Genomic DNA, 14883 nt, shown 5'->3' on the forward strand with positions numbered 1-14883 from the left:
GCGGGAGCCAGCAGGAAGGTCCCGTCCGGGCCCAGCAGCGCCTCCGAAACCGGTGGCAGCCATTCACCGGCGGAAGCCAGGAGCTCCCTGGTCCCCGTCGCCGCCTGCCGTGCAGTTTTGGCCAGCGAACCGTAGGCTGCCCCGCAGTGCTCCAGCAGGGCAGCCATCACCAGGATTGAGTGACGGAAGTTCCGGCAAGAGATACCGGAGACCTCCTCCCCCACGTTCAGCAGGATCGTGTAATCGGCGAGGGAGGCCAGGGGCGAGTCCGGATGGTTGGTCACTGCCACCAGTGCCCCGGCGCCGCGGTAGCGTTCGGCCGCAGCGAGCACCTCGACGCTGGAACCCGTGGCGGAGACCGCGACGACCAGCAGGTCCGGGGCCGGAGGCGGCAGGAGTTCGGTGCTGGCCAGCTCCACCTGGACGTTGATGCCGTCGGCGCGGGCCTTTCGTGCCACAGTTTCCGCTGCGTAGGCACTCGATCCCATCGCCAGGACCAGAATGCGCTGTGCCTGGGGAAGCTCGCCCAGGCCCGGGTAGCCGCCATCCAGCAACGGCGCGAGAGCCTCCAAATAGTCCGGCACAAGCTCCAGGTCCTCTACAAAGCGGGCGGTGTCCACGCGGGCTCTTTTCTGTTTAGGGTGTGGTCGCGGGCAAAGCGATAGGTGAGGGCGCCGTCGGCCGCGTACTGCCAGCGGGGCAGGAAACGGTGGGCGTAAAGCAGTTCACGCAGCAGCTGTTCGGCGATCAGGGGCGGCAGCAGCGCCTCATCCAGCAGGTCCGGGTGCCCGGCTGCCCGGGAAGCGTCCCGGTAAGCGGCGGTCATCCGGGCTCCTGACTCCCGCGCCCAGCCGTAGAGTTTCTCCAGCGATGCCGGATCGCTAACCTGCAGCTGTTTGGCCGCGACCGAGGCCACCATGTCCAGGCTGGCAACCAGGTGCGCGAGGTCGCGTGCGGCCGTATCCGGCAGGTCCCGATCCGAGACCGGCAGCTGGGGGTCGCCGTCGAAATCCAGGAGCCAGTATTTGCCCTCCGCCCGCAGGATCTGTCCCACATGCAGGTCCCCGTGCAGGTCGAAGGCCGGCGCGGTGCTATCCGGAATCTCCAGCAGCAGCGCTGCCAGGCCCCCGGAACGGTTCGCCAGCCGGATTCCCGCGTCCCCGCCGGTTACTGCCAGCGCCTCTTCCAGGACCCGCGTGGCACGGGTGCGCACCTCGGCGGCGGCGGGTGCCCGGTGCTGCCCCGCGCCCAGGAGTGCGGTATGCACCCCGGCCACGAGGGATCCCAGCGCCACGGGCCATTGGGGTGCTTCTCCGCCGCGGAACCAGGCAACGACGTCGTCCACCGCCCAGGTCCAGCCATCGCTGCCATCGGGCACCAGAGCGCTGACCAGGGCGATGGTGCTGCGCCCGAGGGAAGGGTGGATCCAGTCCAGGGAGCCGTAATAACCGGGAACCGATTCGACGCCTGCGTCCGCCAGCCGGGCCAGCAGACGGGCAGAACGGTCGGCTCCGCCCCAGTTCCGGACCAGCTTCACAATCTTGTCTCCGCCCACCACCACGGACAGGTTGGTCATGTCCACCGGAATTGCGTCCTCGGACAGGTCAACCCCGTCCGCGGGCAGTGTGGTCCGTGCCGCCTCCAGTTCCCCCGCGGAGCAGGACAGGCCGCCGGTGTCCTCCGCCAGGACAGCAGAGACCAGGTCCGCCGCCAGGCCGCTTCCCGCCGCCGCGGCCAGCCCGGACGGGGTGAAGGCGGCTAGATCGCCGTCGCGACTGAGCCGGATGTAGCCGTTCGCGGCTCTGACTTGCTCCATCACCCCACCATCACATTCGTTGTATGCCGATTTCAAGAACCCAATGTAAACAGCTTGTTACAGCGAAAAATAACCGTTGTATTCCTTGAACTCTGATGCAAAGATCATCTCAATACCGAATGCTATGTGATCCACACCACAATTTCCGAACCGTTCGAATTATCCGAGAAGGAGCCATCGTGAGTTTGCAGCGCATCACACGAACCGCTTTCGCAGCATCCGCGGTCCTTGCCCTGGCAGCTTGCGGCGGAGGAAGCGGGTCCACGGACCTGGATCCCGAAGCCGACATCACCGCGCAGAAGCTCGTCGTCGGCATCTGGGCCGATTACTACCCTGAGGACCTCGCCGAAACCTTCGAAGCGAAGACGGGCGTCCCCGTCCAGATCGTCCACCACGCGACGAACGAAGAGATCATGGCCAAGCTGACCGCCGGCGGCGACTCCGGCATCGACGTCGCCTTCGTCTCCGGCCAGTATGCCCAGGCCCTGAACGAGGGCGGCATGCTCCAGGAACTGGATCATGACCTGATCCCGAACATCAGCAACCTGTACCCGGAAGCCACGAAGCTGGCTTACGACGACGGCAACAAGTTCTCGCTGCCGTATGCCTGGGGTACCACCGGCCTCTGCTACCGCTCCGACCTCCTGCCGGCCGAACCCACCTCGTGGATGGACCTGTTGGAACCTTCTGCCGAGGTGTCCGGAAAAACCACCATGCTTTCCACCGAACGGTGGATGGCTCTGCCCGCACTCAAGGCGCTGGGCTACTCGGTGAACTCCGAGGACCCGGATGAGCTGACCGCGGTGAAGGACCAGCTGATGAAGACAAAACCCACCCTGCTCTCCTTTGATGACACGACTTTCTACGCCAAGCTCGTGACCGGGGAAGCCGTCCTGACCGAGGCCTGGGACGGCTGGTGCAACTACGGCATCACCGAGGATCCCAACATCAAGTTCACCATCCCGGAGGAAGGCAGCGACCTCTGGGTGGACACGATGACGGTGCTGAAGAGTTCACAGAACAAGGAAGCGGCCATGGCTTTCCTCAACTACGTGCTCGAGCCCGAGGTCCATTCCTGGGCAGCGGAGAACATCCTCTACAAGGTCCCGAACCAGGCCGCCATGGAAGCCCTGGATCCGTCACTGCTTGAGACCTACCCCAACCTGGCCATGACCCCTGCAGAACTCGCAAAGCAGGAAGTCATCGTTGACCTTGGCGACTACAGCACCGAATACACCCGGCTCGCCACGGAAATCTCCGCGAAGTAGTCCCGATGTCCGCACCCCGTTCCGTAGCCTCCGGTGCCTTCTGGCGCCGGAGGCTGGCCGGACTCCCGCTCTTGGGACCCGGCGTCGTATTCCTCTTTGTGCTGGCCGTACTTCCGGTGGCCCTGGTAACTGTTTATGCCTTCTTCGAGCGCGGCCGGTTTGGCGGCGTGGACTTCAACTTCACGCTGGACAACTTTGTCCGGCTGGCAGATCCGCTCTATCTGGGCGTTGTGCTCAAGTCCATCGGCATTGCCGGGGCAGCAACCGGAATCGCCCTGCTCATCGGCTACCCCGCAGCCCTGTTCATTGCCCGTCTGCCGCACCGCTGGCGCACCCTCGCGCTCATCGCCGTGCTGCTGCCCTTCTGGACCAACTTCCTGATCCGGACCTACGCGTGGATCCTGCTGCTGAACAACGCCGGCTGGATCAACCAGGGCCTGTCCTGGCTGGGGATCACCAGTGAACCGATCCATATGCTCTACACCGAACCGGCTGTGGTGGTGGGGCTGGTCTACATGTACCTTCCGCTGATGATCCTGCCGCTCTATGCCTCCCTCGCTTCCCACGACCCGCAGCTGACCGAGGCGGCCGTGAACCTGGGCTCCTCCCCCTTCCGGGTGTTCCGGACCATCACGCTTCCGCTCTCCGTACCGGGAGCGCTGACCGGCTGCATCTTCGTGTTCGTCCCCTCGATGGGCAACTTCATCATTCCCGAGCTGATCGGCGGCGGTAAGACCGTCCTGATCGGCAACCTGATCCGCGACCAGTTCCTCAAGGCACGCGACTGGCCCTTCGGCGCGGCCCTGGCCCTGGTCATGACGCTCTTCCTGGTGCTCCTGCTGGTCCTGCAGCAGCGGGCCTCACGTGCCGTCAGCGAAGGAAAGCCCGACAAGCCCCAAAGGAAGGTAAAGGCATGAGCGCTCCTACCGCGCGCCCGGCCCGGCTCCGCCGGAATAGTGCCGGTCCCCGGAGGGAAGGCCCGGCGCGCTCCGGCCTGCACCTGCGCCTGTCTTTCTGGGGTGCGATCGCGTTCCTCTACATCCCGATCCTCGTGGTGGTCGCGATGTCCTTCAACGCGTCATCGAACCTCTTCGTCTGGTCTGGATTCTCGCTGCAGTGGTATGCGGAGGTCTTCCGCAGCCCGGACATCCTCGCGGCGCTGGGGAACACGCTGATTGTCGCGGCGGCCGCCGCGGTGCTGGCGACGGCGCTGGGCACGCTCACCGCCGTCGGCATCCACCGGCACACCAAGGGCGGGCTGATCCGGGCGATCGCCATCGCCCCGGCGATGCTCCCGGACCTGCTGCTCGCCATTGGGCTGCTGAGCCTGTTCACCCTGCTGAATTTCACGCTGGGGCTGCTTTCGGTCATCCTCGCCCACACCGTTTTCGCCATGGCGTTCGTGACGGCCATTGTGCTGGCCCGGCTGGCGCAGGTGGACCCGAGCCTGGAGGAAGCCTCCCGCGACCTCGGCGCCTCCCCAGGCCGGACCCTGCTGAAGGTCACGGTCCCCCAGCTTGCCCCCGCGATCATTTCCGGAGCCCTACTGTCCTTCACGCTGTCGCTGGATGAGTTTGTGATTGCGTTCTTCACCACCAGCCCAACCGTCTCCACCCTTCCCATCAACATCTATTCGATGGTGCGTTTCGGCGTCTCACCGGAAATCAATGCCCTTGCCACCATGCTGCTGGGCCTGACCGTCCTGGCGGTCCTGGGTACGCAGCGCCTAACCAAGATTGCGGATTCACTATGACCAGCACCCCTGCCTCCGCTCCCCTGCTCCGGCTCAGCGGCCTGAACCACAGCTACGGTTCCGTCCAGGCCCTGCACGGAATCGACCTGGATATCGCAGAGAACGAGTTCTTTGCCCTGCTGGGCCCCTCGGGGTGCGGCAAGAGCACCCTGCTGCGCGCCATCGCCGGTTTTGAAACGCCCACCGAAGGCGAGATCCTGCTCGACGGCGCTCCCTTGACCAGGCTGCCGGCCCACCGCCGGCCGGTGAACATGATGTTCCAGTCCTACGCACTGTTCCCGCATCTGAGCGTCGAGAAGAACGTCGCCTACGGACTGGAGGCTGAAGGCTTGGCCAAGGCCGAGGTGCGCCGGCGGGTCGGGGAAGTGCTGGAGACCATCGGACTGACCGGCTTCGCCAAGCGCCGCCCCGGACAGCTTTCCGGCGGGCAGCGGCAGCGGGTCGCCCTGGCCCGGGCGATCGTCAAACGTCCGCGCCTGCTGCTCCTTGACGAACCGCTCTCGGCTCTGGACCGGAAGGTCCGTTCCGAAATGCAGCTGGAGCTCAAGCGCCTGCAGCACGAAGTCGGCATGACGTTCGTCGTCGTCACCCATGACCAGGAAGAAGCCATGTCCATGGCTGACCGGGTTGCGGTGCTGAACGCCGGCAGGCTGGAGCAGGTCGATACCCCGGTGGGCCTCTATTCGGCGCCGCGGAGCCGCTTCGTCGCGGACTTCATCGGCTCGGCGAACATGCTGGACGGCACGGCAGTGGCCGGCGGTATCCAGCTCAACTCCGGACTTGTCCTCGCCGTGGACCACGGACTCTCTGCCGGGATTGCCGCGACCGCCGTCATCCGCCCCGAGGACGTTCTCCTTGCTGCTCCGGGAGCAGGCACCCTGGACGGAACCGTGGTGGACACTTTCTTCCTCGGCGGAACCTCAACGGTGGCCATTCAGGTTTCGGGCGTACCCAAACCCTTCATCTGCACCATGCGCGCCGTCCAGGTCCCGGAGCGCGGTGCGGAGGTAGGGCTGATCGTGGACCCCGCCCGCACGGTGGCAGTCGCCGATGACCGGGATGCCGCCCCGGCAGCTCAGGAACCGGTGAGCGCGTGACCAGTCGCTATCCGCGCGTAATCGGCGATCAGGCCGGCCGCCGCTTCGCCGTCGATGCTGGGGTGGCCGGCAATAATCCGGTAACCGTAGGCGTCTTCGAGCGCCACGAGGTTCCGCGCAACCGTCAGCGGGTCCTGCGCCAGGGTGAACACGCCGCGGGCGGCGCCTTGCTCCAACACCACCTGGTACATCCCCACCTGCCGTTCGTACAGCGAGGTCAGCAGTGCCGCGGTGACCGGGTTGTTGCCGGCGGAACCGCCCAGCGCGCAAAGCATGGCCACCTGCGCATCGTCGGAGCCGGAAGGAAGACCGGAACGGATCAGCGCCATAAGCCGCACCGCCGGGTCATCACGCAGGGACCCGAGCATCCGTACGCGCTGTTCGTAGAACCGTTCCATGGCTTCCCGGTTCGCCTCGAGCAGAAGGTCTTCAAGGTTCGGGTAGTAGTACAGCACCGCGCCGCTGGTCAGGCCCGCTTCGTCCGCCACACGGTTCAACCGTGCACCGTCGGGCCCGTACCTGGCGACCGCGCGCTGGGCGGCGGCAACAATCTCATTGCGCCGTGCGGCCTGGTTCTTCGGGCGTGCCATCTGCGGGCCTTCCTCCAATTGGATCAGGTACACCACAATATGACATTTCCGATGATTTAGCAGCATTTCCCAGAAACTAATTCTCATCACTTACGGACACCAGGAGAGAGCATTGACAAATTCACATACTTTTCTTTTCATGCCGGAAAGTGCCTACGGGCCGACCAATAACTGCATCGGAATCGGGAACGAACTGCTGAAGCGCGGTCACCGCGTTGTCTTCGCGTCGGAGGCATCGTGGCGCGGGAAGCTGGCGCCGCTGGGGTTCGAGGAAGCGCTCGTGGACTTCGCCCCGCCGCCCGAAGGAAACCAAGAGGCCGGAGATTTCTGGAAAGAATATATCAAGGCAATCTCGCCGGAATTCCGTAAATCCACGCTTATGCAGGCCGAAACGGTAATCCGCCCAATCTGGGAAGGCGCTATTGAAGGCGCCAAATACTGCGAGCCTGAATTGCGCAAAATAATAGCTGAAGTAAATCCCGACGTGATCATCGAAGACAATGTCGTGGCTTTCCCGGCACTCGTGACGGCCGGGGCACCCTTCGTTCGGATTGTCTCCTGCAACCCGCTGGAAATCCCGGGGGCTGGCATTGCTCCCGCCTACTCGGGCCTCGGGGAGGACGACGCCAGCGGGTGGGGCGAGTACCGCGCCGAATATGAGCGCACGCACAAGGACCTGTGGGAGGACTTCAACGCCTGGGTGACGGCCCAGGGCGCCCCGGCGCTTCCGCACCTGGAGTTCATTCACAGCGGGGTCCACAACATCTACGTGTACCCGGAGGAGCTCGATTACACGGCCCGCCGTCCGCTGGGCGCGGACTGGACCCGGGTGGATTCCGCCGTTCGGGAAACCGAGGCCGCGGCCGACCTGCCCGAGCACTTCCTGGACGGAATTAAACCGCTCATCTACTTCAGCCTCGGCTCCCTGGGCGGCGCCGACGTCGAACTTATGCAGCGCACGGTGGACATCCTCGGCACCGCCGGCGAGTACAACTTCATTGTTTCCAAGGGCCCCCTGCACGAGGAGATCCACCTCGCAGCGAACATGTGGGGCGCGGAGTTCCTGCCGCAGACCCGCATCATCCCGCTGGTGGACCTGGTCATCACCCATGGCGGGAACAACACCACCACCGAGTCACTGCACTTCGGCAAACCCATGATCCTGCTCCCGCTGTTCTGGGACCAGTACGACAACGCCCAGCGCGTCCACGAAGCAGGCTATGGCCGGCGCCTGGACAGCTACGGCTGCACACCCGAAGAGCTCCTCGGTGCCATCTCGGACCTGCTCGCCGATGCGGACCTGCGCTCACGCTGCGCGGCTGCCGGAGAACGCATCCGGGCTTCTGACGGTCTGTCCGCCGCGGCCTCCGCGCTGGAGAGTGTGGCGGCCGCCCACGAACTTCACAACCCCGTTACCGCAAAATAAGGCTAGGACGAACCACCATGTCATCCGGAACATTCATTTCCAACAGCTACCGCCCCTCCTCCGGCGAGGTCCAGGAACTCGTTAATCCCGCTACGGGAACGGTTGCCGGCACCCTCTCCTCCTCCACTGCCGCCGACGTCGACGCCGCCGTCGCATCCGCCCGGGCAGCGGCCCCCGGCTGGGCGGGCCAGACACCCGGACAGCGGGCCAGAGTGCTGCTGAAGCTCGCCGATGCGCTCGAAGCGGACGCCCACACCCTCACCGAACTGGAAGTCAGTGAGGGCGGCAAGCCCTGGACCACCGTGCTCGACGGCGAGATCCCCTTCGGCGCGGATAACCTGCGCTTCTTCGCCGGGGCTGCCCGGTCCGTGGACGGCACCGGCGCCGGCGTATTTTCCGACGGCTATACCTCCATGATGGTTCGCCGGCCGGTCGGGGTCGTTGCGGGCATCACCCCTTGGAACTTCCCGCTCATCATGGCGCTGTGGAAAGCCGGCCCGGCCCTGGCCGCAGGGAACACGGTGGTGCTTAAGCCGGCTCCGCTGACCCCGGGATCCACGCTGCGGCTGGCCGAACTTGCCGCCGGCGCCGGACTGCCCGAGGGCGTGCTGAACGTGGTTACCGGCGGCGGGGACATCGGTTCCGCTCTGGCATCGCACCGCGGGGTGGACATGGTCAGCGTGACCGGCTCCACGGCCACCGGCAGGGCTGTGATGCAGGGAGCGGTCAAGGACATCAAGCGCGTCCACCTTGAGCTGGGCGGCAAGGCCCCGGCCTTGGTGTTCGCCGACGCGGACATCGCCCAGATGGCCCGCGCGGTGGCCTTGGGCGGAACCTACAACACGGGCCAGGACTGCACGGCAGCCACCCGGGTCTACATCGAACGGAGCATCTTCGATGACGCCGTCTCCGCCCTGCGCGCCGAGCTGAAGGGAATCGTGATCGGTGACCCGCACGATCCCAAGACGCACATCGGCCCCCTCATTTCGGCTGCGCACCGGGAGAAGGTCTCCGGGTTCGTGACGCGTGCCGTGCAGGGCGGCGCCGAAGTACTGGAAGGCGGCTATGCGCTGGAGGGCCCGGGATTCTACTTCCCGCCCACCCTCGTGGTGGGTGCTGCGCAGTCCTCGGAGCTGGTGCAGGGCGAGGTCTTCGGCCCGGTGCTCGTCGCGCTGCCTTTCGACGGGGAGGACGACGCCGTCGCCCTGGCCAACGACAATGCCTATGGTCTGGCGTCCTCCGTCTGGACCTCCGACGTCGGACGCGCCATCCGGGTCAGCCACCGGCTCGACGTGGGCGTGACCTGGATCAACGACCATCTGCCGCTGGCCTCGGAGGCTCCCCACGGCGGGGTGAAGGGGTCAGGGTTCGGCAAGGACATGAGCATGGAACCGCTGCTGGATTACTCCGTGACCAGGCACCTGATGATCCGGCACTCGGTTCCGCCGGAGACCACCGGCTACCGTCCCGCCTGATCCCGGCCGGGCTCCTGCCGCTAACCCACCCCCGATCGAAAGCAGATACCGTGCCCCGCACCACCACCACACCCACCGCCTACGACCTCGCCGAGGAAAAGGTCCCGGCCCGCACGATCACCAGCGCCCTTTCCGGGGCAGTGCCTGCGCCCTATTGGCTGGACCGGCCGGAGCGCCCGGCACCGCTTCCTCCCCTGGACGCAGGAATCGCCGCGGACCTGGTGGTGGTCGGCGGCGGCTACACCGGGTTGTGGACGGCCCTGATGGCCAAGGAGCGTGATCCCTCGGCCTCCGTGGTGCTGCTGGAGGGACGCGAAGTGGGCTGGGCCGCCTCGGGACGCAACGGTGGGTTCGTCTCCGCGAGCCTGACCCATGGCTACAGCAACGGTGTAAAACACCTGCCCCAGGAAGTGGACCTGCTCAAGGAACTCGGTGAGGAGAACCTGGCCGAGTTTGCAGCCGCGATCGAACGGTACGGGATCGACTGCGGTTTCGAATGGAACGGAACCCTGGCTCTGGCCACTGAACCGCACCAGGTTCAGTGGCTGCGGCAGGAAGCGGAGGAATCCGGGGAAGAGTTCTTCGACCGGGAGAAAGTCCAGGAAGAGGTCCACTCGCCGCTGTACCTCGCCGGGCTGTGGAACCGGAAAGGCAGCGCCCTCGTGGATCCTGCGCGCCTGGCGTGGGGGCTGAAGCGGGCCTGCCTGGAGCTGGGGGTGCAGATTTTCGAGAACTCGCCGGTGGTCTCGCTTTCCCGGGCCAGGGGCCCGGTGGTGGTAACCACCCGCGGGGGCACGGTGGCGGCGGGCCGCGTGGCCCTGGCCACGAATGTGTTCCCGTCGCTGCTGCGCCGCGCCCGGCTGCACACCGTGCCGGTCTACGACTACGCGCTGATGACCGAACCGCTGACCGGTGCCCAGCTGGAGTCCATCGGCTGGACGCGCCGCCAGGGGCTCGACGACGTCTCCAACCGCTTTCACTACTACCGCCTGACTGAGGACAACCGGATCCTGTTCGGCGGCTACGACGCCCTCTACCACTACGGGCGTACCGTCAAAGCGGAGCATGACCAGAACGAGGAGACCTTCCGGCGCCTGGCCGCGCATTTCCTGCTGACGTTCCCGCAGCTTGAAGGCGTCCGGTTCACGCACAAGTGGGGCGGCGCAATCGACACCTGCAGCCGCTTTTTCTCGTTCTTTATGAAGGCTTACGGCGGCCGGGTGGCCTACGCTGCCGGATTCACCGGGCTCGGGGTCGGCGCCAGCCGGTTCGGAGCGAATGTGCTGCTGGACCTGCTCTCGGGGAAAAGCACCCAGCGCACCAGACTGGAACTGGTCCGCAGGCTGCCGCTGCCGTTTCCACCCGAGCCCGTTGCCTGGATCGGCGTTAAAATCACCACTGCCGCCATGGTCCGTGCCGACCGCCGGGAGGGCCGCCGGGGTCCGTGGCTCCGGCTGATGGACGCCGTCGGCATGGGATTCGACTCCTAGCGCTGCGCCGCTACTCCTTGAAGATCGTGTCCAGGACCTTATGGGCCCATTCCAGGATCTCGGCGTCCTGCAGGTCCCGTCCGCCGAACTGGGCCGTCTTGGGCTTGGGGATGAGCACCGCGTTCAGTGCCGGTTTCACCTGCGCTCCGGGGTACATACGCTGCAGGCGCATCACCTTGGACTCGGGCAGGGCACCCGGGGAGAAACGGATGAAGTTCCCCTGCAGCGCGACGTCGGTGAGCCCTGCCTCGCGGGCATCAACCCGGAAACGGGCGACGTCGATCAGGTTCTTCACGGTGGAGGGCGGCTCGCCATACCGGTCCACCAGCTCGGCAAGCACCTCGTCGATCGCCTCATTCGTCAGCGCCGAGGCCAGCTTGCGGTAGGCCTCCAGCCGCAGCCGCTCCCCCGGCACGTAGTCGTGCGGCAGGTGCGCGTTGACCGGCAGCTCGATCTTCATTTCGGCGGCCTTTTCCTCGGCCTCGCCGCGGAAGTCGGCAACCGCCTCACCCACCAGGCGGATGTAGAGGTCGAACCCGACGCCGGCAATGTGGCCGGACTGTTCCCCGCCGAGCAGGTTTCCGGCGCCGCGGATTTCCAGGTCCTTCATGGCCAGCTGCATACCGGCCCCGAGTTCGTTGTGTGCCGCCACGGCCTTGAGCCGCTCCAGCGCCACTTCGCCCAGCGGCTTTTCCGCCGGGTACAGGAAGTAGGCGTAGGCCCGCTCCCGTCCGCGGCCCACACGGCCGCGCAGCTGGTGCAGCTGGGAGAGGCCGAAGTGGTCAGCCCGGTCCACGATCAGTGTGTTGGCGTTCGAAATATCCAGGCCGGTTTCGATAATGGTGGTGCAGACCAGCACATCAAAACGCTTTTCCCAGAAGTCCACAATGATCTGCTCGAGCTTCGCTTCGCTCATCTGGCCGTGCGCGACGGCGATCCTGGCTTCCGGGATCAGCTCCTGCAGGTGGGCAGCGGTCCGGTCGATGGAGGAGACCCGGTTGTGTACGAAGAACACCTGCCCCTCGCGCATCAGCTCGCGCCGGATGGCGGCCGAGGCCTGCTTGTCCGTGTACGGGCCGACGTAGGTCAGCACGGGGTGCCGCTCTTCCGGCGGCGTCGCCAGGGTGGAGGTTTCCCGGATGCCGGTCAGCGACATCTCCAGGGTCCGCGGGATCGGCGTCGCGCTCATTGCCAGCACGTCGACGTTGGTGCGCATCTTCTTCAGCGCTTCCTTGTGTTCGACGCCGAAGCGCTGCTCCTCGTCCACGATCACCAGCCCGAGGTCCTTGAACTGCACCTCCGGTGAGAGCAGGCGGTGGGTCCCGATGATCACATCAACGGTGCCCATCCGGACCCCCTCGATGACTTCCTTGGCCTGCTTGGCGGTCTGGAACCGGGACAGGGCCGCCACCCGGACCGGGAACCCGGAGAACCGTTCGCTGAAGGTCTCCATGTGCTGCTGGGCCAGCAGCGTGGTGGGCACGAGTACGGCCACCTGCTTGCCGTCCTGCACGGCCTTGAACGCGGCCCGCACCGCGATCTCGGTTTTGCCGTAGCCGACGTCGCCGGAGACCAGGCGGTCCATGGGAATCTCCCGTTCCATGTCCGCCTTGACCTCGTTGATGGTCGTCAGCTGGTCCGGGGTTTCGATGTAGGGGAAGGCTTCTTCGAGTTCACGCTGCCACGGCGTGTCCTGGCCGAAGGCGTGGCCGCGGGAGGCCATTCGGGCGGAGTAGAGCCGGATCAGTTCCCCGGCGATCTCCTTGACGGCCTTGCGGGCGCGGCTCTTGGTTTTCGCCCAGTCGGAGCCGCCCATCTTGGACAGCACCGGAGTTTCTCCGCCCACGTAGCGGGTGATCTGGTCAAGCTGGTCGGTCGGAACGAACAGCCGGTCCCCCGGCGCCCCACGCTTGGCCGGCGCGTATTCCAGCACCAGGTATTCCCGGACAGTCTTGTTCACACCGGCACCCGTGGCGCGCTGCAGCAGCTCGATGAAACGCCCAACACCGTGCTGCTCGTGCACCACGAAGTCGCCTTCCTGCAGCTGCAGGGGGTCGACGGCGTTCCGCCGGCGGGAGGGCATCTTGCGCATGTCCTTGGTGGAGTAGGCGCTGGCCCGCCCCAGCAGGTCCGCTTCAGTCAGCAGGCCTGTCTTGAGGTTGTCGAAGACGAAGCCGCGGCCGGCGCTGGCTGTGGTGATTTCGATGATGCCGGGCTGTGGTTCGCGGTCCAGCGATTCCACCCGGGAGGCCGGGATGTCATTGTCGGCGAAGAGTTCCGCGAGGCGGGAGGCGGGGCCGGGGCCTTCGGTTACCACCACGATGCGCCACTGATCGCGCACCCGCGAACCGATGAAGTCCATCATCTCGGCGACGTCGCCCTTGTACCCGCGCGGCTCCCGCGCGTTGATGGTCAGGGTGTCGATGTCCAGGACGGTTTCTTCGTCCGGGTTAAAGGACGTGATCGCCCACCAGGCCACGTCGTTCTGCAGGGCAGCGCTCCGGGTGTCGGTCAGCGACCGGAAGCTGGCGGCTTCCAGATCCGCGCTGAGCCCGGCGGACAGGTCCACCGGTGCCGCACCGCCGTCGGACGCCGTCGCCCACGCCGCAGCCAGGAACTCTTCGTTGGTGGACTCCAGATCGTGGGCCCGGGCACGCACCTTCTCCGGTTCAATCACCACGGAGATGGAGCCCGGAGGCAGCTGGGCCATCAGCGGCACCATCTCATCCACCAGCACGGGGGCCAGGGATTCCATGCCTTCGACGGCGATGCCCCCGGCCAGCTTCTCCAGCATGTCCGCGGCGGCGGGCATCTGGTCCTTGAGCTTCGCGGCCCGGCTCATGACCGACGGCGTGATCAGCAGCTCGCGGCACGGCGGCGCGTAAAGCTCCTTGGGATGGAGAACGCCCTCGCCCGTGAGCGTGCGCTGGTCGGCGACGGCGAACCAGCGCATCGATTCCACCTCGTCGCCGAAGAAGTCGATGCGGATCGGATGGTCCTCGGTTGGCGGGAAGACGTCCAGGATGCCGCCGCGGACCGCGAACTCGCCACGGTGGGAGACCATGTCCACGCGGGAGTAGGCGGCGTCGGCGAGGGCCTTGACCACTGAATCGAACGGCCGCTCATCCCCAACAGCCAGGGACACCGGTTCCAGGTCCCCGAGGCCTTTGACCAGCGGCTGCACCACGGCACGGACCGGCGCCACGATGACCTGCACCGGGTCGTTGCCCGGATGGGCGAGCCGGCGAAGGACGGAAAGCCGGCGCCCCACGGTGTCGGACCGCGGCGAGAGCCGCTCGTGCGGAAGGGTCTCCCAGCTGGGGAACTCCTCGATACCGGCCAGCGGAAGGTAACTGCGCAGGGCGGCCGCAAGGTCTTCGGCTTCGCGTCCGGTAGCGGTCACGGCCAGGACCACGGGCGGCTCGCCGTCGCCGTGCGCGCTGGAGGCGCCTTCGCCGTCGGAGCGGGAGGCCAGGCCATCCACCATTTCGGCCAGCAGGGCGGCCCGCATGCCCTGCGGAGCTCCGATTTCCAGGTCCTGGCTGCGCTGTGCCGGCGGCCGCGCCGCATGGGCTCGAAGGCGTGCGTAGGACGGGTCCTCGGACAGGGCTGCGCGCAGTCCGTTCAGGCTCACGGGGCGTTCTCCTTCAGTGCAGGGCAACACAAGAACCCGAAGTTGGAAATCAACCCCGGGTAGGTCTTTCCAGCGTACCCGCTGCGCCCCTCTGCTTACCGCGGTTACTGCTGAGGGCGGACAAGTCGGCCAGGCCAACGCCCCAACTGGCTCTGGCCTCCCTGTCCGCACCCTCTGGTGCGCCGCTCCGGCGAGTGTGCAGCTCCGGCGGCCTCCCCTGCCGACCCCGCCCCGGGTGCGCAGGTATGGTGACGTCGCCGCCGATCATCCCGCCAGAGCTGCGCACCTACCGAGCCGGCAAGGCCGTGATCCCGCCAGACCTGCGCACCTACCG

General features: G+C 66.3%; 11 protein-coding genes. 7 read left to right on the plus strand and 4 right to left on the minus strand.

Going from position 1 to position 14883, the window contains the following annotated elements:
* Window positions 1-620: SIS domain-containing protein (locus RTN46_RS13700; protein WP_312182181.1), on the minus strand; the 620-nt coding region annotated here is incomplete at its 3' end.
* On the minus strand, window positions 599-1816 hold the full coding sequence (locus RTN46_RS13705) for a hypothetical protein (RefSeq protein WP_312182183.1): 1218 nt from the start codon (window positions 1814-1816) through the stop codon (window positions 599-601). The genes RTN46_RS13700 and RTN46_RS13705, both read right to left, overlap by 22 nt.
* Before the next feature lie 179 nt (window positions 1817-1995).
* On the opposite strand from RTN46_RS13705, the gene RTN46_RS13710 reads away from it, so the two are divergent.
* From RTN46_RS13710 to RTN46_RS13725, 4 genes are read left to right on the plus strand one after another with little or no spacing between them, the layout of a single operon-like run.
* The gene (locus tag RTN46_RS13710) at window positions 1996-3084 is read left to right on the plus strand and encodes a spermidine/putrescine ABC transporter substrate-binding protein (RefSeq protein ID WP_312182185.1); all 1089 of its coding nucleotides are present in this window, start codon (window positions 1996-1998) and stop codon (window positions 3082-3084) included.
* Window positions 3085-3089: 5 nt separating this feature from the next.
* On the plus strand, window positions 3090-4001 hold the full coding sequence (locus tag RTN46_RS13715) for an ABC transporter permease (RefSeq protein ID WP_312182187.1): 912 nt from the start codon (window positions 3090-3092) through the stop codon (window positions 3999-4001).
* Entirely contained in the window at window positions 3998-4837 is an 840-nt protein-coding gene (locus tag RTN46_RS13720) for an ABC transporter permease (protein WP_312182189.1), read from the plus strand. Before RTN46_RS13715 ends, RTN46_RS13720 begins: the two co-directional genes overlap by 4 nt.
* On the plus strand, window positions 4834-5934 hold the full coding sequence (locus RTN46_RS13725) for an ABC transporter ATP-binding protein (RefSeq protein ID WP_312182190.1): 1101 nt from the start codon (window positions 4834-4836) through the stop codon (window positions 5932-5934). The genes RTN46_RS13720 and RTN46_RS13725 overlap by 4 nt, the downstream gene beginning before the upstream one ends.
* On the opposite strand, the gene RTN46_RS13730 is transcribed toward RTN46_RS13725, so the two are convergent.
* Complete coding sequence (locus RTN46_RS13730) at window positions 5913-6560, minus strand: TetR/AcrR family transcriptional regulator (RefSeq protein WP_312182192.1); 648 nt, start codon at window positions 6558-6560, stop codon at window positions 5913-5915. The two genes, RTN46_RS13725 and RTN46_RS13730, sit on opposite strands and share 22 nt — an antisense overlap.
* A gap of 103 nt (window positions 6561-6663) precedes the next feature.
* On the opposite strand from RTN46_RS13730, the gene RTN46_RS13735 reads away from it, so the two are divergent.
* Genes RTN46_RS13735 through RTN46_RS13745 form a run of 3 tightly spaced genes read left to right on the plus strand, consistent with a single transcriptional unit; the run spans window position 6664 to window position 10915 of the window.
* Window positions 6664-7950 carry a glycosyltransferase gene (locus RTN46_RS13735; protein WP_312182194.1) on the plus strand — a complete coding sequence of 429 codons (1287 nt, stop codon included), beginning with the start codon at window positions 6664-6666 and terminating at the stop codon, window positions 7948-7950.
* Window positions 7951-7967: 17 nt separating this feature from the next.
* Window positions 7968-9425: an aminobutyraldehyde dehydrogenase gene (locus tag RTN46_RS13740; protein WP_312182196.1), complete on the plus strand. Its 1458-nt coding sequence runs from the start codon at window positions 7968-7970 to the stop codon at window positions 9423-9425.
* A gap of 50 nt (window positions 9426-9475) precedes the next feature.
* A complete protein-coding gene (locus RTN46_RS13745) occupies window positions 9476-10915 on the plus strand; it encodes an NAD(P)/FAD-dependent oxidoreductase (RefSeq protein ID WP_396157781.1) in 1440 nt (479 codons plus the stop codon).
* Between the two features lie 10 nt (window positions 10916-10925).
* On the opposite strand, the gene mfd is transcribed toward RTN46_RS13745, so the two are convergent.
* Complete coding sequence (gene mfd / locus RTN46_RS13750; protein WP_312182197.1) at window positions 10926-14549, minus strand: transcription-repair coupling factor; 3624 nt, start codon at window positions 14547-14549, stop codon at window positions 10926-10928.
* Window positions 14550-14883: the final 334 nt, after the last annotated feature.

The sequence above is a fragment of the Arthrobacter sp. genome (genome assembly GCF_031988865.1).
GTDB lineage: Bacteria > Actinomycetota > Actinomycetes > Actinomycetales > Micrococcaceae > Arthrobacter_B.